Raw genomic sequence first — 23959 nt, 5'->3', positions numbered from 1 at the left:
AATATGAACACAAATCATAAACAAAAAGCAAAGTTATGAATGTAGAAATCACAGAGTTTTTAGCAAAAGAGCTTATTACAGAACAATCCCCTAAATGGTTTCATTTACCTATCAAACCGGTTGAATTTAGTGGTTATGATAATAGAACCTTTCATTTAGGCGATGAAATGTTAATTAGATGACCAAGTGCAGCAAAATATGTAGGTGCGGTTTCAAAAGAACACAAATGGTTACCAATATTAGCGCCTAACTTGTCATTTCATATCCCTAAGCCTTGAGCTTTAGGTAAACCTTCAAAAAATTATCCTTGGAATTGGTCAATATATAAATGGATTGAAGGAAAAGAGTGCAAATAGCTTTGATACTAGTAGCTTAAATTTATCTCTAATTGCTTCTGATCTAGCAAAATTTCTAAATGAATTGCATAAGATTGATATAATTGATGGACCTGTTCCAGGTACTCATAACTTTTGGCGTGGAGGTGATCTTGCAGTTTATGACCTTGAGACAAAAATAGCAATTAAAAATTTAAAAGATTTGGTTGATGCAGATAAAGTTCTATCTGTTTGGGAAAAAGCATTAAAGTCTCAGTGGAATAAAAAACCTGTATGGATTCATGGTGATTTTGCAAGTGGTAATATTATTATAAAAAATGGTAAGCTTAATGCAGTAAGCGATTTTGGAGGTATGGGTATTGGTGATCCTGCTTGTGATTTGGTAATAATTTGGACTTTTCTACAAAATGAAGCAAGAGAAATTTTTAAAGAACAGCTAGCATTAGATGATGATACTTGGGCAAGAGCACGAGGTTGGGCTTTGTGGAAAGCTTTGATTGCTCCACTAGATGGTTTGGATGCTGTTAAGAATTTACAAATTATTCATGATATTTTATATGAGCATGAAAAATTATGATTGAGATAGCTATTTATAAATACTATATCAATGAGTAATAGACATCTGCGAAGTATATAGACTAGATTTTAACTAAAGTTTTGTAATTATTATAAACCGTTTAAAGAAGGATCTAAATCTAGATATATAGAACAAAAATAAAATAATTTCAAAATTGTAGTTGACATAGCTGATTATATTGAATATAACTACATCTATCCAAAGCGATAAATGAAAAATAAGTCGCAGCTGTTTTTAAAAGTAAATAATTAGATATAGATAGTGACAGTAAACATGTACATATCACAAAAGTGATAATTAAACCTGTCAATTTTTAAAGTAAAACTGACAGAATCAAACTTGAGAGTTTGATCCTGGCTCAGAACGAACGCTATCGGTATGCTTAACACATGCAAGTCGAACGGACTAATTTGGGGCTTGCTCCAATTAGTTAGTGGCAGACGGGTGAGTAACACGTGGGAATCTACCCATTAGTACGGAATAACTTTTAGAAATAAAAGCTAATACCGTATATTCTCTGCGGAGGAAAGATTTATCGCTGATGGATGAGCCCGCGTCAGATTAGGTAGTTGGTGAGGTAATAGCTCACCAAGCCGACGATCTGTAGCTGGTCTGAGAGGATGATCAGCCACACTGGGACTGAGACACGGCCCAGACTCCTACGGGAGGCAGCAGTGGGGAATATTGGACAATGGGCGAAAGCCTGATCCAGCAATACCGAGTGAGTGATGAAGGCCTTAGGGTTGTAAAGCTCTTTTAGCAAGGAAGATAATGACGTTACTTGCAGAAAAAGCCCCGGCTAACTCCGTGCCAGCAGCCGCGGTAAGACGGAGGGGGCTAGCGTTGTTCGGAATTACTGGGCGTAAAGAGTGCGTAGGCGGTTTAGTAAGTTGGAAGTGAAAGCCCGGGGCTTAACCTCGGAATTGCTTTCAAAACTACTAATCTAGAGTGTAGTAGGGGATGATGGAATTCCTAGTGTAGAGGTGAAATTCTTAGATATTAGGAGGAACACCGGTGGCGAAGGCGGTCGTCTGGGCTACAACTGACGCTGATGCACGAAAGCGTGGGGAGCAAACAGGATTAGATACCCTGGTAGTCCACGCCGTAAACGATGAGTGCTAGATATCGGAAGATTCTCTTTCGGTTTTCGCAGCTAACGCATTAAGCACTCCGCCTGGGGAGTACGGTCGCAAGATTAAAACTCAAAGGAATTGACGGGGGCTCGCACAAGCGGTGGAGCATGCGGTTTAATTCGATGTTACGCGAAAAACCTTACCAACCCTTGACATGGTGGTCGCGGATCGCAGAGATGCTTTTCTTCAGCTCGGCTGGACCACACACAGGTGTTGCATGGCTGTCGTCAGCTCGTGTCGTGAGATGTTGGGTTAAGTCCCGCAACGAGCGCAACCCTCATTCTTATTTGCCAGCGGGTAATGCCGGGAACTATAAGAAAACTGCCGGTGATAAGCCGGAGGAAGGTGGGGACGACGTCAAGTCATCATGGCCCTTACGGGTTGGGCTACACGCGTGCTACAATGGTGTTTACAGAGGGAAGCAAGACGGCGACGTGGAGCAAATCCCTAAAAGACATCTCAGTTCGGATTGTTCTCTGCAACTCGAGAGCATGAAGTTGGAATCGCTAGTAATCGCGGATCAGCATGCCGCGGTGAATACGTTCTCGGGCCTTGTACACACTGCCCGTCACGCCATGGGAGTTAGTTTTACCTGAAGGTGGTGAGCTAACGCAAGAGGCAGCCAACCACGGTAAAATTAGCGACTGGGGTGAAGTCGTAACAAGGTAGCCGTAGGGGAACCTGCGGCTGGATTACCTCCTTAAAGACTAAATTAGTATATTACTTATACAAATATAAGTAATTACTCAGTCCAAATATTTACTGTCACTATCTTTAACTAATTGTTTGCTTTTAAGACTATAATTTCTTTTCTTTTTTCAATTTCCTATATCTCTTCTCAAAAACAAATACTGTTTTGTCTAAAGAAAGCATTAAAGTAATGAGTAACAAAACTTATTGGCTTATATACTCATTAGACTTATTGCATATACTCCTTTTAAAGGTAGTTTGTCCACAGAATCTAGTAATGCTTGACATATTTTATATTAACAATATCTTTTTATTAAAATTTTGGAGATATTTAGATTAACTTATGAAAATTGCTAAATTTACAGGCAAAGATACTTTTTTCAGCATTAAATAAATGGAATAACGCCGGTTTACTTGGATAATACAACTATATTACTTAAACACGATATAGAAATATTAAATTTTGATTGGAAGAAATTATCTAGATATTCTTTTTGGGTTTTTTGAATATGTATAGTTAATGCTATTTTGTCTGATCGTTATATACGCGAATTATTAGAATATATTTTTAATGTCCCGTATCTGCTGAAATTTATTACCTTATCAACTTTATCGGGAATAATTTATTTTGTTGGTTTTAAAAGACAGCAACAAAAACCAGAGAAAATTTTTAGCAATGGGTCAGTATTATTTTGAGGGTCTTAACCACTGTTTGTGCTATTATCAACTAGGAAAAGCATTTGATTCAGGGAGTGGACATTTTTCCATTTTATTGCTTTTATCTTTTATTGTTTATACCATATTAGGATATTTCTCTAAATCAAATTTAATTTGGTGCGTTGCTTTAATTGCACTAGGTAAGTTGGATAGGAGCAGAAACCGGGTATATGTCAGGATGGGGAGCATATTACTTAGGTATGAATTTATCCATTACGTTTTATATTATTTGGAGGAATATTAGCATTCTCTGCTATTGCACTAGAAGAAAATAAAACATTCAATCATTTTACTCAAGTAACTCTTGTAGTTGGTTTATTATACTCATTATTGCAATGTGGTTATTATCAATATTTGGAAATTATGATCCTGAAGATTATTACTTAAAGCCGGTGTAAAGCCGATAGAATTATTTCATTGGTCTTTATTATTTGCTTTGATGTCTGAGCAGCTATTTATCACGGTTCAAAACAAGATAATTCGGTAACTAAAGGATTCGGGTTACTTTTTTATTTATTAATTTATATACAAGATTTTTTGAATACAACTCATAAAGCAGTATTTTTACAATTCTAGGAATAAGCTTTGGTAGCTTGGAAGTAAAGCAGAGAAAATTTGGAATCTTACTGCAAAAAAATAATTAATATATAAAGTTCTACTTTTGTAAGGAACGTATATATTAAGATAGAACTTAAAAAATTGGCAGCAATGTCTTTGTAAGCCCTCGAATGCCGAACATTTCATAACTGCTGTTGTTTCTTGTCTGTGGCTTCTCTGCTCTTGTTAGCTATAAATTATAAGGTTTTTTTGAAATAGGATATATCCTCTCAAAAATATTAAGGATACAATATATGAATTACTTAGGATATGGTGGTGGTATTGCTTTTGGAACAATACTTGCAATAGTAATATCATTTAATGTGAATAAATCAATATTATGGGCTATTATTCATGGATTTTTTGGATGGTTTTATATTGTATATTATTTGTTATTTAGAAAATAGACTTCTTGCATAACCTCCTTCTAAAGGCGATTTGTACGTTAATCCGGTACTTGCATCCTCACGTTACTTGCGTGTACGCTGCGGTGGCAAGTGCTTCCGTCTTTCTTTCAAGTCCCTCTTTCTAAGATAGGTTATGCAAGAAGTCTAATAATAGGAATCAGCTACGAGAATAAAAGCTTTCAGTTGCTTTAAAGAGTGAAGTTTGTTAATCTCTATAAAAACATATTTGAGATTATATGATAACTACATATTTAAAGGAAAATAGTTCTATAGTAAAAAATGCAGAATATATTATTAATGAATCCACATTATGGATTGATTTATTCAATATAACAGATGAAGAAAAAGTAATAGTAAAAAATACATTAAATATAGAAATACCGACTTTAAAGGACATATCGCAAATTGAGATTTCTGAGAGGTTATATGTTGAAAATGAGGCGTTATATCTAACTATTACGGAACTCGTTAATAAAGAGCAAGAATTTCCTGAAACACATTCTATAGTATTTATTTTGCATAAATGTTGTCTTATAACAGTTCGTTACGTAGAATTAATACCCTTTAATGACTGTATAAATAAATTTGCTAAGCAGCTTAATAACAAACATAATGCAGAAAATATTTTATTTATGTTACTTCGTAATATGGTAACAAGATTATCGAATATTGTACAGTCGATTAGTATGGATATTGATGATTATGGACGTTTAATACTTGATAATAATATTAATGATTTGCGTATAGATCATACCAATGTATTAAAGAAAATAGGTCGAAAAGGTGATTTACTTTCTAAAAGCCGTGAGTGTTTATTTTCTTTAACTATGGCTATTCAATATATTTTAAAATCTCCACAAATAACTCACAATAAAGCATCTAAGGATCTATTAGATACATTGCTTCGAGACGTAGACTCAATAATTAATTTTTCACAATTTATATCTAGCGAGATTGCAAGAACCCTAGACGCAGCACTCGGTATGATTGCAATTGAACAAAATAATATTATTAAAATTTTTTCGTTGGTTACTATATTTTTTCTCCCACCCACTTTAATAGCTAGTATTTACGGCATGAATTTTACCGTAATGCCTGAGCTTAAATCACCGTATGGTTATCCTATAGCCTTATTCTTAATGCTATTATCTACAATTATTACCTATAAATATTTTAAGAAACGGAAGTGGTTGTAAGTTTTTATTGAGAATAGTTCGATAGAATTTTGCATAAAAATCAATGACCGTATTTTATAGTCAATTGATTTGGGCTCACCTACATCATTACTCGTTGCTTTCCTATTAGTTATAGGTTTCGTGCCTTGCGCCTTTTATGCAAATCTCATTGAATTGACTATATTACCAACAGTTAAAATTTCTTAAATTTCAATTTAATAATAATTAGGATTTAAATATGAGCGAATTAGATTTTGAAGTAGAAAAGACAAGTTTTGTAGTAAGTGTTATTGATGCTATTGAAGAGTATATAAAAGCAGAATTTTTATTTGACTATGAAAAGCAAAAAGAAAATTTTCAATATATCCAAGGTGATTTAAATAATTTGGAATTGCCTGAGATTATTAAAAATTCTGCAGTCATGCAAGAATTCTTTAGATTAAAATCAGAATTTAGGAAATATATTAAAGATAAAAATTATGAATTTTTTGCAGAAGTATATAAAAAATCAAGTATATCTATAGAAGAGAAATTTGTAGAAATAGATACAAAATAGAGCGTATTAAAAACGATCAACCTGAAAATGAAGAAAAAAAGGCTTGGGAGTAGAATAAGAGTAATGAATTAGAGCGAAAAGCAATAGAAGAGGTGTATAAGAAAAAACAAGATAAGGAAAGTATAGATAGTTATAAACAATTAGGGGCAAGGGTACAAGCGGTAAGAGCTAATCATCAATAGAAAAGATGGAAGATCATTTTTTAGTGAAAGAGAAAATATTAAGTGCAGAAGAAATGAAAGCTATTATTTCAAATCATAAATTATTAAATACATTAGCTAGTTATAATGATATAGCTAGTGCAAATGCAGTAACAAAATTATTTGAAATTGCTCGTAATTATTATGAAGATGATAAGCACAAAGGCATCAATGAACTTGGAGCAATAAACGATACAAACAATTATCTTCTTAATGAACATATTTAAAAATTATTGAAACAAAAGCAACTTAGTTTTAAAGATATTGATTACGTAGTTGGTCATGAGTTAGATAAGTTATGTGAGTTAATAGCAGGAAATAGTACAATCCTTACTTTTAATAATGATCAAATACATAACAAGTAATGATTTTGTGATTTAGCAATATTAGATAGGTTAGAAGAAACGCTCAAAAAGTGAGCTGATGATTTTACGGTAAATGATGAGCGGATAAAATTCTATAGAACACTAACAGAAGAAAATAATAAAAAATTCTTTTTTGAAATTGGAAGTTAATAAAATGGTGTTCCGATACCATAACTTATAAGGAGCTATTGCAGTTGTTACCTAGTAAAAATTTTATTAGATCTCTTAAAAGATAGAAATTTATATAAATTAACAGAAAAAATGACTATTTCTAAAAATGAGTTACTTGAGATGTCAAAAGGGGCATAAGAAAATTATTTAAAAGAAATAAAGGTTGAAGATTGTTTAGATATTCATTTAGACTCTATGCATATGAATACTCTTAAACTTATTATAGCATCAAATGTGATTCTTAGTAATATCTCATTCAATTCTGATACTACCGTAATTATAGAAGCAGGAAGGTCTTTGAATATCTTTGGTACACTAAATCTAGTATCAGGCAGTACTTTTAAATATATCTAGTGAGGTACATTAGGGTCAAATATTGTTTCAAAAGGTTAAAATAGAAAATATAGATAATGGTCAATCAGTAATTAAGGAATCACTTCTGAAATTCTTTTAAATAATACTATTGCACTCAATTTAAATTTTATGGAAGAAAATACGGATAATAATTCAGATACAACAATATTGGGAAATACTGATCCGGAGATTTAATAAATAATATTGCAAGTTCTTTCTAAACTCTATTTTTATTCGCAACTAGGGATAGATTGTTTTAAATCTTATCCCTTTTTTGTGCCGGTTACTTTATAGCCTTATTTTCAATGCTATTATCTATATAATTATCAACTCTAAATTTTTATAAATACTATATAGCTTTATATGATTTTTTCTTATTAAAACTTGACTTTTATAAAAATTCCCATATTATGTGGTAATTCCCATAGAATATGGTAATTAAGTTAATTATATAAGGATATAAATATGCAAAAAATATTGTTTAAAGGCCGCCGAATATAAGTATGAAAAATGAAACCTGATATCAAGGAAATAAAAACCTTAGCTGACTTACCTTCAGGTACAGGTAGTGAATATTTTATAAATGTACATGGATCAGAGTTTTCTATAAACCTACTAATTTAGGTTTATGGGGAAAAATTAAATCATATTTTATGCCTGAGCCTTCTTACTTATCAATGAGTATATTTTCTGATGAAGGTACAACTTCTGTTTTAGATATTACACTGCTTAATAAAATACAAAAATTACTATTGCAAATCAATGTAATATTGTTCATATATTTTCTTGTCATTCAGGAGCCGCTCAACATCATTTAGATTGGATACAGGGCAACATGGTGTTATGCACTTATAATAAGGCCAGCGATGCAAATATTATACAATTAGCTCAAAATAATTACGATGCTAGAACACAAAATGACTTTTTATTGATTGAATATATAAGAGATCATTTTCATCTATTAGTAGCATCAGATTTTAGTATATAAGCTAATAAATTAGACGATCAAATTTATAGTTTTTCTTTAAGTGCTAATAAAATTAAAAAGATGAAAAGCATAGCGGAGTGTTGCCGGCTTTTCTACATAAAGAATATAAAGCTTTGTAAAATTTTATAAAAATATTCATGCGAAATATCATGAATCATATCCTGAAATATTTAACTTAAATATAGAAACAAAGCCGAAAGAATTAACATACGATGACTTAATCAGGGTATTTAGTAGAGCTTTAACTTAGAAACATATAATTTTAATAAATTTTCTCTAAGCAAGATAGAGACTATGTTAAATCAGAAAGGATTATACACTGATGCTAGTATAGGGAACGCTATAGAGCAAGGGAATTCTGAACTATTAATTTGTTTACTTAATTATGGTAATACTAAAGTAAGTACCCATAATCTTGATAAGGCTATAGAGAAAGGTGATTTTAGCTATTCTAAAAGCTGTACTTGAGCATAGTACTACAAAAATAGAATTATATAATCTTGGTAAGGCTATAGAGAAAGGTGATTTAGCTATTCTAAAAGCTGTACTTGAGCATAGTACTACAAAAATAGAATTATATAATCTTGATAAGGCTATAGAGAAAGGTGATTTAGCTATTCTAAAAGCTGTACTTGAGCATAGTACTACAAAAATAGAATTATATAATCTTGATAAGGCTATAGAGAAAGGTGATTTAGCTATTCTAAAAGCTGTACTTGAGCATAGTACTACAAAAATAGCATCATATAATCTTGGTAAGGCTATAGAGAAAGGTGATTTAGCTATTCTAAAAGCTGTACTTGAGCATAGTACTATAGAGGTAGGTAGCTCTAATATTTATACGGCAGAAGAGACGCATAATTTAGACGTTATCGAATTAGTAAAAAAATATTATAATTCTACTATAAATACTATTACGTCTGAAGAAAATACTATAGATACAACACTTACTGTAGTAGAAGAAGTACCGGCATTAGGAGAGGGGACAGAGGGAATATAAGTAAATTCAATATTATTCCCGTGGAAGGCTTGCTTGCATGGCTTGAAAAACCTACTCGATGTCATTCCCGCGAAAGCGGGAATGACATAAAACGAGCCATGCCACAACGTAGCGACTAAGAAGCGTGGCAATCTATAAAAAATAGTAAAAAATCTGTAAATCAGAATTTTTTACTGGATTGCTTCGTCAAAATTTTCAATTTTTCCTCGCAATGACGGCAAAACCAAGCCACGCGAGTAATGCCAAGTCATTTCAATAGACCTCTTCGGAAACTCTACTTCTAGAGGTAATTTGTACGTCGATCCGGTACTTGTGAATCCTCACGTACTCTTTTGTATGTTGCGGTTCTGTGTTCCGTGTCTCCTTCAAATTCCTTTCTATAAGCGAGTGTCCGAAGAGGTCTATTGAAATCTAAATATTTCTTAGAATTACTTTACTTAATTCATAATTCAAGTGTGAGAAGTTTATCTCTTCAAATCCTTTTCTCGGAATAATAATCATTGCAAATTTTATAGCCTTAAAGCTAGAATCACTAACAATAATTCTAATTAGATGTCGTATACGCCTTTTAATTTTGTTGCGAACTACAGCTTTGTTATTTAGCTTTCTGCTAACTTTGATTCCTAAAAAGGTGTTATATTTTGATTCAAGGAAGATTTTTGGAAGTTTTGTGGCGATTACCAAAATAAAATATCTCTCATGGAGCTTCTTTCCAAGCTTATTTATAAGCTCAAATTCTTTTTGATTTTTTAAAGAGGTAATAGACAATTTGATAAATCAGATTATTTTAAGCAGATAATTTATGTCTACCTTTAGCACGACGTTTTCTTAAGATTGCTCTTCCGGTTGGAGTAGCCATTCTAGATCTAAAACCATGTCTTCTTTTTCTAACTAAATTACTAGGTTGAAATGTACGTTTCATAATATTTATACCGAACGAAAATAAAAATTAATTATTATAAATATGTCATCCCGTGGCTTGACCACGAGATGACATTAAATACTTAAATATGTGCTTTTGCTTTTTCTACGATACTTACGAATCCGTCACTGTTATTGACGGCAAGTTCTGCAAGTACTTTACGATCTATATCGATTTCTGTTTTTTTAAGAGCTCCCATAAATTGAGAGTAAACAAGCCCATGTTCTCTTACTGCTGCATTTATTCTTTGAATCCATAAGCCTCTAAAATCACGTTTACGGTTTCTACGATCTCTATAAGCATATTGGAGGGCTTTTTCTACTTTCTCAATAGCTACTCTAAAACAGCTATTTGCTCTACCTCTATAGCCTTTGGCTAATTTAAGGATTTTTTTATGTCGATTTTTGGAAATTTTTCCTGATTTTGCACGTGTCATTGCTTTAGCTCCTAGTTAATTAATTTATACCGTACGGTAAAAAATATTTTTTAATATTATATCCGTCTTGAGGACAAAGTATTGTAGTTCCTCTAAGGTTACGAATTTGAGCTTTAGTACGACGACGCATAAAATGTTTTTTACCTGCTTGAGATGCAATAACCTTGCCGCTAGCAGTAAGTTTAAAACGTTTTTTTACGGCAGATTTTGTTTTTAATTTAGGCATATTGTTCCTTATAATTGGTATTTCTAGGTTTAAACGGTAAAACATTAGGCATACCAAAGCCATATGACCGATGAAACTTAGATAATAGTTTTTTTTATTAGTTATTGCAAGATTTTTTTATAAAAATGTACTATAATGTTTTTAATCAATCGATAATAATTTAAAAATGTTTGGACAAAATCCTAAAAGAAGCATATTAAACGGTGACGGTACTCAGTTAGAGGTACAGTCTATTTTTAAGACTATACAAGGGGAGGGCATTTTTGTAGGTTGTCCTGCGATCTTTATTAGGCTTGGAGGATGTAATCTTGCTTGTAATTTTTGTGATACGGAGTTTGAAGATTTTGATTTAGTAGATATAGATAAGATTTTGAATAAAGTAGAAAGTCTGGCATTAAATTCTAAAAATGAAAAATCGATTAATTTAGTAGTAATAACCGGCGGTGAGCCGATGCGTCAACCTATAGAGTTATTATGTCAGAAGTTATTAGACCGAGATGTTAAAGTTCAAATAGAGACTAACGGTACGTTGTATCGTTCTTTGCCGAAAGAAGTGTCTATAATTTGTTCGCCGAAGGTAGGTAAAACCGGTTATAGTAAAATAAGAGAAGATTTATTGCCTAAAATTAGCGCGGTGAAATTTATCGTTGCTAAAAATATTTTAGAATATAGTCTCATACCGGAAGTAGGGCAAACCTCTTATAATATACCGGTTTTTATTCAACCTATGGATCAAAACAACCAAAGACTTAATGGCGAAAATAATGAGTTAGCAGTAAAATTAGCATTAGAAAGCGGTGCTAGATTATCTCTGCAAACTCATAAATTTTTAAATATCCCATAGATTTAGGTCGCCGTATGACCCCTTTTCATCACCTAATAATATTACTATTCCAACGTTACCATTGTCAGAATTAGAAAAGGGTAAAGCTCTTTAAAATTTTTAATTATAACGATATAATTTTCCTAATTGTCTTTGTTGTTCTACAGAAGGGAAAGGTAAGATAATTTTGTCAGCATCTATGTTGCTTTTTGATGTTGATGTTATCATAGATTCAATTGAACTTTCGGTACAGAATTGTTGGAGTTGTATTACATTTAATTACCTGCCTTTCATTGTCTAAATTAGAAACCTTCGCATTTTCTGCTTGTTCTCTAACATTTGTTTGGTAGCACATATGTAATATACTAAACTAAATCTAAGTGAATTTTGCATTCCGGTTCTTTATTTTTAACAAGAGTATTTATGCATAAGAATCGTCATCTTCACTCTCGCTGTCACGCCCAATATAGTCAGAGTCAGAAGAGTACATAATAGATTCAAGGAGAAAATCCTTATTATATCCTTGGCAGCAATTTCTTCTCCACAGTTTGAGGGATTTGCACTACGCTTAGGTTGTATCTGTTTCATAATTTCCTTACAAAATAATTTCGGTTAGAACTAAATTTCTTTTCAATATCCAATAAATTAAAGAATTTTAACTAAGGAATATATTACTCCTATATTCTAGTCAAAATTAATTTACTTGAATTTTTAATTGTAATTAAGTATGATAATGAAGATTTATTATAAGTTAATATGGAGTAATAATGAGTGAAATATTAGAACTTGAAGCGGAGTCCCGCACGGAATTCGGTACGGGAGCAGCAAGAGCATTAAGAAGAGCAGGGCGTGTTCCGGCTATTATTTATGGAGCGGGTAAAACACCTGTTAGTATTTCTTTGGAAGAAAAGGAAATAACTAAATATTATAGAAAGCCGGCTTTTATCTCTCAGTTAATTAATTTAACAATTGATAAGAAAAAATATAAAGTATTGCCGAAGGCTGTAGAATTACATCCTGTTACGGATATAGTACGCCATGTTGATTTTGTCTTTTTAGAAGAGAAAACCCAAAAAATGGAAGTACCTGTAGTATATGAAGGGAAAGAAAGAGCTTTAGGCGTTAAAAGAGGTGGATACTTTAATATAGTAAAAAGAAGAGTTACTTTATTATGTGATGTTAATAATATTCCAAGAAACGTAACTATAGATGTTACTAATATGCCTATGGCTACTTCGCTAAAATCGTCAAAAATAGAATTACCGAAAGGATGTAGTTTTGTTACAAAAAAAGAATTTGTCCTTGCAACTATTATAGGACGTAGAGGAGCAAAAACTGAAGCTGAAGGGGAACAACAAGCCGCTGAAGCAGGGAAGTAAGATAATTCTCACGATAAGGACTTGCTTAGATACTTAAATCGTTATTGCGAGGATTCGTAGGCGTTGTTGTTTGGCTCGTTTTATGCCATTCCTAGCTAGAAGCGGGAATCCGGTAATCTTTAATTGTCATACTGCGAGCTTGTAGCGGTATCCAGTCTTTGTTAATTTTTTTCTGGATACCGTGGTCAAGCCACGGTATGACATCGAGTAGGTTTTTCGATCCACGCAATAATGCTGAGCTAAGAATGGCATTATTCTGTACTTCTTGCAAATCAATACTTCTTCAAAAATTTTCCATTACTAGTTATTAGGTAAATTATTATGCTTCTTGTTATTGGTCTTGGTAATCCAGGAAAAGAGTATCAATATACGAGGCATAATGTCGGCTTTATTGCTATAGAGAAAATAGCAAACCAATATAATTCATCATTTAGTACAAAGAAAAAATTCAATTGTGAAATTGCTGAAACTATTAGTGATGGACAAAAGATAATTTTTATAAAGCCTACCACCTATATGAACTTGTCCGGTAAGTCAGTGATATCGGTGAAAACATATTATAATATCTACCCCGCAAAAATCTTTGTTATTCATGATGATATTGATTTAGAAACAGGTAGAATAAAATTTAAAACCGGTGGCGGTAATGGCGGGCATAATGGTTTAAAGTCGATTGATGGGGTTATAGGTAATAATTATAACCGGATTAGGATTGGAGTCGGTAGACCGCAAAATAATCAGGATGTAGCAGATTACGTACTTAATCATTTCTCTAAACCGGAGTATGAAACAGTAATGCAAGCTATAGATAGAATCACTAGTAACTTTGGTTTAATATTAGAGAATAAGTTAGAAGAATTTAAGAATAAGATAGCTTGATATATTCAATGTTATTCCTACGACTTGATCGACGTTGCTGTGTGGATGATACCAACTCGTCATTGCGAGGAAAAACTGTAAGTTTTGACGAAGCAATCTCAGGAATTCTATACTACTTCACGAGATTGCCACGTTGATGCTATGCATCTCCTCGCAATGACGGGAAAACGATATTAAAACTAAACAGCAAAGAAGCAAAGATTTATGACACAAAATTTTAAAATTGTTTATGCTGATGCAATGGATAGAACTCATAGCACTATAATTATTGAGGCTTTGAACAAAGATGCTAGAGAACAAAAGGGGTTAGTAGGAGATATTGAATCTTTTTCATTTTCCTGTTTAGATCAGGATAAAAATTTTGTTGTAGGAATTAGCGGTATGAGTTCTTGGGGGGATTTTACATTGATTCACTCTTTGTTAATGAAAATATAAGAAACTAAAATTATGGTATTGTACTAATGCAAAAGGTTGAGGATTTAGCACGTGAACGAGGCTGTAATTTTATTCATCTTGTTACTATGGACTGCAAAGCAAAATCGTTTTATGAGAAACTGGGGTTTGCTATGCACGGTTGCGAAAAAGATTCTATAATGTATTATTTACGGAAAAATTTATGACACTAAAACTCGGAATTGTTGGGTTGCCGAATGTCGGTAAGTCGACGTTATTTAATGCCTTAACGGCAAGTCAGGCTGCAGATGCCGCTAATTATCCGTTTTGTACTATTGAGCCTAATAGCAGCAAAGTTTTAGTGCCTGATGCGCGTTTGCATAAACTAGCAAGCTTAGCCGGAAGCGGTAAAATTATTCCGTCTTATATTGAGTTTGTCGATATTGCAGGGCTTGTTAAAGGAGCAAGCAAAGGGGAAGGGCTAGGTAATAAGTTCTTATCTCATATCAGGGAAGTCGATGCAATACTGCATGTACTGCGTTGTTTTGAAGATGAGGATATAACGCACGTACATAACAAAGTCGATCCGCTGCATGACCTCGAGATTATTGAAACGGAATTAATACTTGCCGATATAGAATCGGTTGAAAAGCGTTTAGCTACAAGTGAAAAACGCTTGAAGTCAGGCGATAAAGCTATGGCAGAGCAGATAGAGCTGTTAAAAGAGGTTTATAAGGTATTAGGTGAGGATAAACCTGCAAGAGTGCTAAATGAAGCTTTAAGAGTTGATAATTTAAAACAATTGCAGTTAATTACCTCTAAGCCCGTTTTATATATATGTAACGTACTTGAAAAAGATGCAGCTATAGGTAATGAATTTACAAAATTAGTAGCGGAAAGAGCAAAGAAAGAAAATGCTAAAAGTGTCGTAATTTCTTCAAAAATAGAAGCTGAAATTGCTTTACTTGAAAGCATGGAAGAAAAGGAAGAGTTTTTAAAATTTATAGGTTTAGACGAAACAGGGCTTAATAAAGTCATTAAAGAGGGGTATAATCTTTTAAACCTTAAAAGCTTTTTTACTATAGGACCAAAGGAAGCCCATAGCTGGACTTTTAAAGACGGCACACTTGCACCGGCTGCTGCCGGTATTATTCATACCGATTTTGAAAAAGGTTTTATCAGAGCAGAAGTTATCGGCTATAAAGATTACATAAATCTCGGTAGTGAAGCAAAAGCCAAGGAAGTAGGTAAAATGCGTTTAGAGGGTAAAGAATATAAAATGCAGGATGGGGATATAGTACATTTTAGATTTAACGTTTAAATAACGATCAGTTATGAAAACAATTTGACCAAAACGGTCTCTTGAAGTGCAAGATAGGCTTGATTATATAGTGCAGCAAATTTTGGCTGTTGCCAAGGATAAAATTGCCCTGATTATCTTGTATGGCTCGTATGCTAGAGGTGATTGGGTTAAAGATATGTATACGGAAGATCATACTACTTATAGTTATACAAGTGATTTTGACTTTTTAGTAGAAAAAAAGGTAAATTTAAGGAGCATGCTACTTTAAGGGTAGAATCTAAGATAGAAAAAAGGTTAGAACAAACAGGCTTAAGAAAAGCCGAGGTTTTTTCGCTAGAACCTTGGATATCTATAATATGCGAATCTATAAGTGAGGTAAATGACAAGCTTGAAAAAGGGCGTTATTTTTATACCGACATTAAGAATGAAGGTATTCTTTTATATGATAGTGGCGAGCAGCTTTCTCGAGCTAAAAATTTGCCTTGGAGTGAAGTAAAAGAAATAGCTAAAGAAGATTATGAATACTGGTTTGGTAGAGGCAAGAGTTTTTTTATTGATTGTAAATACCCATTAGAAAGAGGTGATTTTAGTAAAAGTGCTTTTGAGCTGCATCACAAGCCACTGAAAGTGTTTACAGTAACATTTTATTAGTTTTGGCCCGTTACAAACCAAAGTTACACGATATAAGAAAGCTAGGTGGATATTGTGCAAATTTATAATGTTGAGCTACTTAAAGTATTTCTGCAATCGTCTCCCGAACAAAAAGAATGTTTTGAATTACTAGAAAAAGCTTACGTTGATGCAAGATATGATAAAAATTATAGAATTAGCAGAGAGCAGTGACTTTACTTGATTGAGAGAATAGAAAGATTAAAAATGATAATGGAAAAATTTTGTTTGGAGCGGATTAATCGATAAAACTCGATGAACCGAAATAAAAAAAATTATTGCGAAGATTCCGGCATGGATGCTTCTATGCTTATTTATTTTATCGCCGACTACCAAAACAATTTATACTTCAGGATTACCGAGTTTAACCAAATATTTCGGCATTGACGGCGCTCTCACTCAAATTACATCTACATTATATTTTCTATGGTTTGCGCTTGGTATATTATCACTCGGCAGATGATCGGATATTTACGGCAGGAGACCTATAGCTTTATTAGGGCTTTTTATTTATGTTGTATCTTCAATTATTAGCATTTTTGCAGTTAATATAGAAATGCTGATGATAGCTCGTGTTGTGCAAGCTTTCGGTGTAAGTGTAGGTTCTGTTATTGGGCAGGTATGGCTGGAGACTCCTATCAAGGCTTAGAGTTATCATATGTCTATGCTAGCTTATCTCCGTGGCTGTTATTTATCCCTTCTCTAGGTTCATCTATAGGGGACTATATTATAGAATATTCAAGCTGGCATTATGTTTTTGTATTTTTTAGCCTTACCGGTACTATATTATAAAGTTTTACCTGAAATAAATTCTTATATAGATTTTTCCCAAAGCAGTAAATATTTTGAGGTTTTGCAGGTAATTATTAAAGATAAAATTCTTTGGTTATATGCTTTTATCATCGGTGCATTTAACGGCATATATTACGGTTTTTTCATAGAAGCTCCTTTTATTTTGATTGATAAAATGAAAGTTTCTCCATCTTTTTACGGTAAATTAGCGTTTTTGTTATCTTTTGCCGCTATCTTTGGAGGCTTTTTAGGAGGGGGTATTTAATAAAAAAACGCCATGTACACGATAAAAAAGTTATGGGTTTAGGATTTATTTTTAGTTTGTGCGGTTGTATATTATTTGCGGTAAATGCTTTTATATTAGAAGTTATTTCAACGAGTCATAATCTTGCAATCGCTATGATATTTGCACCGATGATGATTCATATGGTTGGGCATAATCTACTTATCCCTATGACGCTTAGTTATGCACTGAAGGATTATGCTAAAGTAACAGGTACGGCAAGGATCTATATTTGGTGCAATATACTACGTAGTTATCGCTGCTGTAACTTATTTGGTTTCTAAAATACACGGCGCAACGATAAGCAATTTTGCTTTATTATGCTTCGTTTTAAGTATTAGCTCTGCTATTTCGTTTTACTGTATTTGGATTTTATATAAGAAGAAAAAGTCAAATATTCCTAACTAAACACAGGTGTCGTCATTGTGAGCAGCTGTGGCGTTGTTGTATGGCTCGAAGAAAGCGTTCGATTTCATTCCTGCGAAAACAGGAATCCAAGGTAAAGCGAGATAAATCGAGCGTTTAGTTTTAAAATTCTAGCATATTTATACTTTTTTGACTGGGATTCCCGCCTACGCGGGAATGACATTAAGAAAGTTAGAGATAACCTTGTACATCATCTGTATGCTCTTCACCCTCAAGAGTCATATCCTCTTTTAAGGCTTCCATACTACAGCTACTAAATACATCAAGGTTATTCTGCTCTGTTTGCCATTTTAATCTAGCTTCTTTAAAAGTAACAATACCGTTTTCAATTTCTGCTAATGTCAAATTTTTTATTTCGTGTAAAAATTTCTCTATATCTACTTTTGCTTCTGGATTTTTTTCGATGAATGGATTAAAAAACTCCTTGATACCTGCTAATAATTCTTTTTTCCCAGGTTCTATATCTTTAGAATCTAGAGCTTGAGCTATCGGTGTATTCACTGCATCCTCGTTGTTTGCTATATCCTCTTCCTGTTCAAAACTTTTATCAAGTGCGTTATTAGAAGTATTAATATGGAATAACTCTTTGTAAAAATCATTCATAACAATTTGGTCGTTAGGGTTATTTGCATTATAATTAGTTATTATTTTATCAATAGCTTCTTTAAACTTTTCATTATAAGGTATATTTCTAAAGGTGGAGCTTCCATATATAGATTTTTTAGCAAATTCTTTTAGTGCTTGCAGATTTTCAGTACTAGAATTACTCATCTCAGCATGTTTTTCTGGAATATAAGTAGCTATTTCTATTAATTTATTACCAAAAATGCTTTGAGCGGTTTGTTCATCAGCTTGTTGTGTTGCTGCTAATATTTTAGCGGGCATATTATTTTTCACTAGTTCTAGCATGCCTCCGCCGCAACAAACAGTTTGGTAATCATCATTATTTTCTTCTTTTAATGATAAATACAAAGCGTTTTCTATGTGATAGTTATTTTCTTTTAATAATTGCCATGTTTGTAAGGTTGGGTCATTAGCATATACTCCACCATCAATAATTTTATGTGATTTAGTATTGGTTATATTACGGAAATTGTGGCTGGGGAAATATCCAGGTGCTGCAGTGATGCCTTGTATTATATCTGAAAGGTAATAATTATTCTCTTCACTTTGTCTAGCATCTATAGTAGAGAAGGTCATAAGAGGATTTTGTTTATTATTTAGATCATAACCTGTAACTACAACATCACCGATTAAATCCTTGAGGGTATAATCCTTACAATATGCTTTCAATAATTTTACTAATGGTTCAGGAGAAAATTTATGGCTGAATAAGCCATTAAAACTCCACAATTTTCTAAAAGTTAATCCTACCGGAAAAATATTGTGTGCCATTTCTTCAAACAGTTCTTGAGCTTGCGCTGCACTGAATAAAGGTTTTCCGGGATTATTAGGATTCGGTAAATTAAGCAAAATAGAAATAAGTCCTCCAACACTGGTCCCTCCAGTAAAATCGAATATCTCACAAGTAGGCTTACCGGTTATTTGCTCCATTATTTTTAATTTTTCTAAATGGATATTTCCTTTTACTCCACCGCCTTCAAATAGTGCTAAGCTAATCTTATTGTTGTTTATATCTACCATAACTACCTTTCAAAAAAAAAATACTAAGAGGGCAAAATACAATAAAAATTAACTTTTGTCAATAAACTTATTTGTCTAAAGTCTAAACTGAAATTTAACTTATAAAATAAATTGTAACTATTAGTAAAGAAAACTTAATTAATAGTGAATATTTTAGTATATAGCTAATATTATAACTATGATGGTATGAGATATGCTAAGTCATCCTAGTAATATAGATCCTCAGTTATTAGCTCAAGAAGTAAATACAATGATGCCCTTAGTAGAGAAAGATTTAGCTGATGTTGAAGATACAATAACTTATGGAAAAGAACGATTATTTAAATTTGTTAAAGATAAGAAAATTATGGAAGCTTTGGCATTTATGTATTGTTTTGAGGGAAATACTGGACAAACTTTAGATATTAAAGAATTATGTACTACAGATGATTTATTATATAGAGATGATTTTAGTGCCCTTACGGAGACACTAGATACTTTAATCCCCCTTATAGGGATATTTGTTTCTAAATAATTTAACACTCATTCTACTATAAATAATAATGCTAAAATACAAAAACTTTGATAGCTCCTCTGATGAAGAGTTAAAAGAAAATTATACTTTACCTAAGTATCTTAATTTTTTACTTAAAAATATACTAGATATTAATTATATATATAACTCTGAAGATTTTAAACTTAAACTAGGTTTAGTATTACATAATTTAGCTGATAGATTTTTTAAATATTCTACTATTAGAAATATTTATAAAAAAATTAAATCTGAAATATTAGTTGTAGATAATAATTATTACGAAGAAAATTTTAATATTATCAAAACTGCTTTTAATAAACATAATTATTTAAAAATTATAACAAAGAAAATATAAGTGATAAGGATTATCAAAAGCTATTGCATTGTGTATTTAATCCAAATCACTCTATTCCTAAGATAGTTGCTTTAGCAGACGATATTACTGCTCAGCATGCAAAGAAAGTATTATTATAAGAATTGCAAAACAGTAATATCAACTTAAAAAAGTATAAGTAATAACCCATACATAATTCTAAAGGACTTTTAGCTTTTGCTGAAATGATTGGCAGGAATAATAAAATCAGCTAAAGCACCGGATTTTAGAAGAAATAAATAGTGATTTATCTACTATATGTAAGATCTCAAATACTAAAGAAGAAACTTTTACAATGAATCATATAGTACATTATAAAACCGGTAATGTACAAACAGATGTACCTGGCTTAGGAAAGTATGATGAAATTTTATCTAAATTTGAGCAAGAACATGAATATAAACATGCTATTATAAAACGTATATTTGAAGTTGTGCATGCTAAAGCATCGACACAAAATATAGAAGAATTACCGCGAAAACTAAATTACTTTGCAGAAAAGTTAACACATTTGTTATTTATGCTTGCAACGCATAGAAATAATGCAACCTTATTTACGGTTCCTATGTTTTTAGAACTTATTGATAAAAATAGTATATTTTTATCATATAAGGAGTTTTTTCCTATGTCTGCTGAGCATGCCGTTGCTCAAACAAGAGGTATACTGAAAAACTATAAATATGTGTTACCAAATTCCTGTCCAATAGATTATGACACTACAAATGTACAAAATGGTAATCTATTACTTATTAAAGAAGGTAGTATATTAATAGAATGGCTTAGTAAAAAATTAAATAATTATAAACTAGCAAATATAGCACGAATATTTGACATCTTAGCTTCAATGTAATTTTACAAAAATATGGATAATGTAAAAAGCAATGATATAAAATCTTTTTTAGCAAAAGTTCATAAATTAGAGCATTGTCCTATAAAGTTGTTAAATTCATTAGACCAAAATTTAACTGCTTTAATTCTTAAAGTAAACAATATAGGAGAACGTAATTTAAAGCTTACAAAAACTAAATTGCTTGAAAAAAAGGATTTTTCTCAAGATTTAAAGGATTTAATTGAAATAACCTACTTGGAATTTACTGAAAGCTTAAAAAATATTGAAGGGTTTTTAGCTCAAAAACAAGCATCTCTCAAGACAGAAATTAAAAAAAATCCTACCTGAAATTCTACAAATTTTATGTGCTAAAATAAAAGAATGGTATGATATTGATGCACCTGAATATGCTAAGAATGTATTACAAGATATTACCCCCCAAATTTAATCAAACTATTTCTCCTACCTCGTTTCAAAAGAGATTAAAACTTTCCTTGTCTAAAAGAAAAGATATATATGATGCAAATGATGATGATAATAATCAAACTTTGGAAACAACTGATATAGACAATAGTATGAAAGAATATTTTAAACTAATTGGAGAACATACTAATACTATATACGATTAAAAACAGTATTAATATTATGGTCTTTTTGAGGTCCTAGAATTTGGTAGCTAAGAGTAAATGAATCAGGATTTAAAAATACATAGGTAGTATTAATATTGATCTTTACCACATAGATGACTGCCTGTAGCTTGTATACTCAAATGATTTGAAGAATTGTTTCTGCAAAACTTCGGAGGACTCGCATGCTCACCTATTAAGGGCTGTGCGTACTCGCTCCTCGTTTTACATTCCAATTCTCCAAATCATTTGAGTATACCCTGTCTGCATCAACAAATTTTAATTGATAAAATAAGTGCTTTTCAGGAGCAATAAAATATTTTGTAATATTACTATTCTTAAAAATATATCTATATTCTTGATTAGCGTGGATTTGATAATCGTAGTCGAGATAGTGAATTTGTAATTCCTATTTATTAATTCATTTAAACTTTTAAGTAAGAAATATGCTACCCCCTCACCGTAACCATAATTATCTTTATAATTCTGTTAATTTGGTATTTTCTGAAGAATCTTGAAAAAAATTTCTTTTACTGAATCGTTTTTTGAGAGCATTTGATATATATATCTATATAATTTCTGCGACGTTTTGGCTTTATTGTATGGCTGTTTATGTCATGCCCACGAAAGCGGGAATCCAGTAATTTAAAGGTTATACACAATAAGTTTGTACAATTAAAAGCTCGATTTATTTTGCTTTACCCGGGATTCCCGATTTCGCGGGAATGACATCGAGTCGGTTTTTCGGACCATGCAACAAAGTCAGCTTGACTACGGTATGACATTTAGTTCTGCAATATTTTCATTAGCAAATTAATCTCTTCGCGTAATTCTATATCGTTTTCCAGTAATTCTTCTACTTTCTTAATAGCATGCATAACCGTCGTGTGGTCTTTTTTACCGAATTTTTTACCGATATCTGCAAGACTTTTCGGCGTTAATGCTTTACTAAGATACATGGCTATTTGACGCGGTCTTGCAACTTCTCGTAATCTCCTTGATGAAGACATATCGGATAACTTAATATTATAACGGCTAGCTACCTTTTTCTGAATATCTTCAACGGTAATTATTCTTTCATTAGAACGCAGTAAATCCCGCAAAATATTTTGTGTGTTTTCGAGTGTAATTTCTTTTAAAGTAAAATTAGAATGAGCGATCACCTTATTTAAAGCTCCTTCAAGTTCTCTAACGTTTGAAACGATTTTAGATGCTAAAAAATCAATTACGTCTTTTGGTATTTTAACGTTCATCTGCTCAATCTTAGATTCTAGAATACCGAGTCGTAGCTCATAAGTAGTACTATGAACGTCGGCAACTAAGCCCCATCCAAGACGAGATTTTATCCGATCTTCAATATTATCTAAATCTGAAGGCGATCTATCACAAGAAATAACCATTTGACGGTTATTATCAATCAATGTATTAAAAGTATGGAAAAATTCTTCCTGCGTACTATCTTTACCGCAAATAAATTGAATATCATCAATCATTAACACGTCAACCGAACGAAATTTCTCTTTAAACGAGATTACTTGTTTGTTACGCAGAGCTTTAACAAATTGATACATAAATTTTTCTGCCGACATGTATATCACTTTGCGGCTTGGATTATGTTGCTTGATGTACCAACCGATTGCATGCATTAAATGAGTTTTACCAAGCCCTACGCCGCCATATAGAAAAAGCGGATTAGACTCAGAAACCGCACCTGATGATTCTGCAACCGCTCTTGCGGCTGCATAAGCTAGCTCATTTGGGGCTCCAACCACAAAATTATCGAAAGTAAAACGTACATCAAGGGTTGAAAAGATATTTTCCGAATTAAGCTCACTGCTGCCGATATCGGCAAAAGTCTTAGTAGGTAATTCTGTAACTGTTTGGGTTGTTCCAGGTAACTCTTTAGTAATTATTTCAATTGACTTAATGGTATTATTATAATGTTGAAATAGTTGCAATATAACCATAGAGTACTTGGATTTTATCCAATCTCTAACAAAGTTAGTAGGGGCACAAAGAATAACGGTATTTAATGAAGACTCTATAAAATTGACTTTACTAAACCAGCTATTATATAGAGTTTCACCGTAATGATTGTAAAGATCTTGAGCCACGTGACTCCAGACATTTACATAATTATTACCTTGATCCGTTAAAATTATTTGGTTAGTACTCAC

Annotated in this window: 28 protein-coding genes, 1 rRNA gene and 4 pseudogenes; 25 read left to right on the top strand and 8 right to left on the bottom strand. The window is 32.2% G+C overall.

What is annotated here, in order from left to right:
• The first annotated feature begins 35 nt into the window (after window positions 1-35).
• The 10 genes and pseudogenes from ACSFFC_RS00165 (at window position 36) to ACSFFC_RS00120 (ending at window position 9265) form a co-directional block, all read left to right on the top strand.
• Window positions 36-182, top strand: a complete 147-nt coding sequence (locus ACSFFC_RS00165; RefSeq protein ID WP_014410918.1) for a hypothetical protein — start codon at window positions 36-38, stop codon at window positions 180-182.
• Between the two features lie 151 nt (window positions 183-333).
• Window positions 334-912 (top strand): phosphotransferase, encoded by a 579-nt coding sequence (locus ACSFFC_RS00160; RefSeq protein ID WP_014410917.1) that lies wholly within the window; start codon window positions 334-336, stop codon window positions 910-912.
• 335 nt (window positions 913-1247) lie between these two features.
• Window positions 1248-2748: ribosomal RNA gene (locus ACSFFC_RS00155) — 16S ribosomal RNA — on the top strand.
• A 1555-nt stretch (window positions 2749-4303) separates the two neighbouring features.
• Window positions 4304-4456, top strand: coding sequence for a hypothetical protein (locus ACSFFC_RS00150; RefSeq protein ID WP_014410915.1), 153 nt, complete (start codon window positions 4304-4306; stop codon window positions 4454-4456).
• A 236-nt stretch (window positions 4457-4692) separates the two neighbouring features.
• The gene (locus ACSFFC_RS00145; protein ID WP_010977540.1) at window positions 4693-5652 is read left to right on the top strand and encodes a magnesium transporter CorA family protein; all 960 of its coding nucleotides are present in this window, start codon (window positions 4693-4695) and stop codon (window positions 5650-5652) included.
• A 217-nt stretch (window positions 5653-5869) separates the two neighbouring features.
• On the top strand, window positions 5870-6187 hold the full coding sequence (locus ACSFFC_RS00140; protein ID WP_014410914.1) for a hypothetical protein: 318 nt from the start codon (window positions 5870-5872) through the stop codon (window positions 6185-6187).
• A gap of 187 nt (window positions 6188-6374) precedes the next feature.
• Window positions 6375-6614 (top strand): hypothetical protein, encoded by a 240-nt coding sequence (locus tag ACSFFC_RS00135; RefSeq protein WP_014410913.1) that lies wholly within the window; start codon window positions 6375-6377, stop codon window positions 6612-6614.
• A 6-nt stretch (window positions 6615-6620) separates the two neighbouring features.
• On the top strand, window positions 6621-6752 hold the full coding sequence (locus tag ACSFFC_RS00130; RefSeq protein WP_269208347.1) for a hypothetical protein: 132 nt from the start codon (window positions 6621-6623) through the stop codon (window positions 6750-6752).
• Between the two features lie 366 nt (window positions 6753-7118).
• Window positions 7119-7377 (top strand): annotated as a pseudogene (locus tag ACSFFC_RS00125) (hypothetical protein).
• Window positions 7378-7742: 365 nt separating this feature from the next.
• Window positions 7743-9265, top strand: a pseudogene (locus ACSFFC_RS00120) (ankyrin repeat domain-containing protein).
• A gap of 257 nt (window positions 9266-9522) precedes the next feature.
• On the opposite strand, the pseudogene ACSFFC_RS00115 reads toward ACSFFC_RS00120, so the two are convergent.
• From ACSFFC_RS00115 to rpmI, 5 genes and pseudogenes are all read right to left on the bottom strand, one after another.
• Window positions 9523-9671, bottom strand: a pseudogene (locus tag ACSFFC_RS00115) (palindromic element RPE1 domain-containing protein); the annotation flags it as partial.
• 5 nt (window positions 9672-9676) lie between these two features.
• On the bottom strand, window positions 9677-10033 hold the full coding sequence (rnpA, locus tag ACSFFC_RS00110) for a ribonuclease P protein component (protein WP_014410910.1): 357 nt from the start codon (window positions 10031-10033) through the stop codon (window positions 9677-9679).
• A 19-nt stretch (window positions 10034-10052) separates the two neighbouring features.
• A complete protein-coding gene (rpmH, locus tag ACSFFC_RS00105) occupies window positions 10053-10187 on the bottom strand; it encodes a 50S ribosomal protein L34 (RefSeq protein WP_011270688.1) in 135 nt (44 codons plus the stop codon).
• 82 nt (window positions 10188-10269) lie between these two features.
• The gene (gene rplT, locus ACSFFC_RS00100) at window positions 10270-10623 is read right to left on the bottom strand and encodes a 50S ribosomal protein L20 (protein ID WP_004997919.1); all 354 of its coding nucleotides are present in this window, start codon (window positions 10621-10623) and stop codon (window positions 10270-10272) included.
• A gap of 19 nt (window positions 10624-10642) precedes the next feature.
• Window positions 10643-10849 (bottom strand): 50S ribosomal protein L35, encoded by a 207-nt coding sequence (rpmI, locus tag ACSFFC_RS00095; RefSeq protein ID WP_004997924.1) that lies wholly within the window; start codon window positions 10847-10849, stop codon window positions 10643-10645.
• Window positions 10850-11015: 166 nt separating this feature from the next.
• Between rpmI and ACSFFC_RS00090 the strand changes: the two genes are divergently transcribed.
• The 10 genes and pseudogenes from ACSFFC_RS00090 to ACSFFC_RS00045 all read left to right on the top strand — a co-directional run bounded on the left by ACSFFC_RS00090 (window position 11016) and on the right by ACSFFC_RS00045 (window position 17778).
• Complete coding sequence (locus ACSFFC_RS00090; RefSeq protein ID WP_004997925.1) at window positions 11016-11693, top strand: 7-carboxy-7-deazaguanine synthase QueE; 678 nt, start codon at window positions 11016-11018, stop codon at window positions 11691-11693.
• A gap of 746 nt (window positions 11694-12439) precedes the next feature.
• On the top strand, window positions 12440-13051 hold the full coding sequence (locus ACSFFC_RS00085; protein ID WP_012736701.1) for a 50S ribosomal protein L25/general stress protein Ctc: 612 nt from the start codon (window positions 12440-12442) through the stop codon (window positions 13049-13051).
• Window positions 13052-13372: 321 nt separating this feature from the next.
• Window positions 13373-13930, top strand: a complete 558-nt coding sequence (pth, locus tag ACSFFC_RS00080) for an aminoacyl-tRNA hydrolase (RefSeq protein ID WP_014410909.1) — start codon at window positions 13373-13375, stop codon at window positions 13928-13930.
• Window positions 13931-14134: 204 nt separating this feature from the next.
• Window positions 14135-14365, top strand: a complete 231-nt coding sequence (locus ACSFFC_RS00075; protein ID WP_014410908.1) for a hypothetical protein — start codon at window positions 14135-14137, stop codon at window positions 14363-14365.
• 26 nt (window positions 14366-14391) lie between these two features.
• Window positions 14392-14550, top strand: a complete 159-nt coding sequence (locus ACSFFC_RS00070) for a GNAT family N-acetyltransferase (protein ID WP_014410907.1) — start codon at window positions 14392-14394, stop codon at window positions 14548-14550.
• Window positions 14547-15644, top strand: coding sequence for a redox-regulated ATPase YchF (gene ychF, locus ACSFFC_RS00065; protein ID WP_010977527.1), 1098 nt, complete (start codon window positions 14547-14549; stop codon window positions 15642-15644). The genes ACSFFC_RS00070 and ychF overlap by 4 nt, the downstream gene beginning before the upstream one ends.
• Before the next feature lie 82 nt (window positions 15645-15726).
• Window positions 15727-15894, top strand: a complete 168-nt coding sequence (locus ACSFFC_RS00060; RefSeq protein ID WP_004997933.1) for a nucleotidyltransferase domain-containing protein — start codon at window positions 15727-15729, stop codon at window positions 15892-15894.
• Window positions 15895-16103: 209 nt separating this feature from the next.
• Entirely contained in the window at window positions 16104-16277 is a 174-nt protein-coding gene (locus tag ACSFFC_RS00055) for a hypothetical protein (protein ID WP_231282941.1), read from the top strand.
• A 54-nt stretch (window positions 16278-16331) separates the two neighbouring features.
• On the top strand, window positions 16332-16469 hold the full coding sequence (locus tag ACSFFC_RS00050) for a HEPN domain-containing protein (RefSeq protein WP_004997939.1): 138 nt from the start codon (window positions 16332-16334) through the stop codon (window positions 16467-16469).
• A 124-nt stretch (window positions 16470-16593) separates the two neighbouring features.
• Window positions 16594-17778: pseudogene (locus ACSFFC_RS00045) on the top strand (Bcr/CflA family efflux MFS transporter).
• Window positions 17779-17967: 189 nt separating this feature from the next.
• Here the strand turns inward: ACSFFC_RS00045 and ACSFFC_RS00040 are convergent.
• Complete coding sequence (locus tag ACSFFC_RS00040; protein WP_014410903.1) at window positions 17968-19440, bottom strand: patatin-like phospholipase family protein; 1473 nt, start codon at window positions 19438-19440, stop codon at window positions 17968-17970.
• A 193-nt stretch (window positions 19441-19633) separates the two neighbouring features.
• On the opposite strand from ACSFFC_RS00040, the gene ACSFFC_RS00035 reads away from it, so the two are divergent.
• The 5 genes from ACSFFC_RS00035 to ACSFFC_RS00015 all read left to right on the top strand — a co-directional run bounded on the left by ACSFFC_RS00035 (window position 19634) and on the right by ACSFFC_RS00015 (window position 21785).
• The gene (locus ACSFFC_RS00035; protein WP_014410902.1) at window positions 19634-19954 is read left to right on the top strand and encodes a hypothetical protein; all 321 of its coding nucleotides are present in this window, start codon (window positions 19634-19636) and stop codon (window positions 19952-19954) included.
• A gap of 28 nt (window positions 19955-19982) precedes the next feature.
• Window positions 19983-20309, top strand: coding sequence for a hypothetical protein (locus ACSFFC_RS00030; RefSeq protein WP_010977519.1), 327 nt, complete (start codon window positions 19983-19985; stop codon window positions 20307-20309).
• A gap of 313 nt (window positions 20310-20622) precedes the next feature.
• On the top strand, window positions 20623-21177 hold the full coding sequence (locus tag ACSFFC_RS00025) for a hypothetical protein (RefSeq protein ID WP_231282940.1): 555 nt from the start codon (window positions 20623-20625) through the stop codon (window positions 21175-21177).
• Window positions 21178-21189: 12 nt separating this feature from the next.
• Window positions 21190-21504 (top strand): hypothetical protein, encoded by a 315-nt coding sequence (locus ACSFFC_RS00020; protein ID WP_016926427.1) that lies wholly within the window; start codon window positions 21190-21192, stop codon window positions 21502-21504.
• A 47-nt stretch (window positions 21505-21551) separates the two neighbouring features.
• On the top strand, window positions 21552-21785 hold the full coding sequence (locus ACSFFC_RS00015) for a hypothetical protein (protein WP_016728281.1): 234 nt from the start codon (window positions 21552-21554) through the stop codon (window positions 21783-21785).
• Here the strand turns inward: ACSFFC_RS00015 and ACSFFC_RS00010 are convergent.
• Together ACSFFC_RS00010 and dnaA are read right to left on the bottom strand one after the other, a co-directional pair.
• Entirely contained in the window at window positions 21772-21894 is a 123-nt protein-coding gene (locus tag ACSFFC_RS00010; protein ID WP_231282938.1) for a DUF6314 family protein, read from the bottom strand. The genes ACSFFC_RS00015 and ACSFFC_RS00010 overlap by 14 nt on opposite strands.
• A gap of 673 nt (window positions 21895-22567) precedes the next feature.
• Window positions 22568-23959: a chromosomal replication initiator protein DnaA gene (dnaA, locus tag ACSFFC_RS00005; protein WP_014410900.1), complete on the bottom strand. Its 1392-nt coding sequence runs from the start codon at window positions 23957-23959 to the stop codon at window positions 22568-22570.

The organism is Rickettsia parkeri (assembly GCF_051427245.1).
Taxonomy (GTDB): Bacteria; Pseudomonadota; Alphaproteobacteria; order Rickettsiales; family Rickettsiaceae; genus Rickettsia; species Rickettsia rickettsii.
This window is presented reverse-complemented; position numbering and strand designations above follow the sequence as displayed.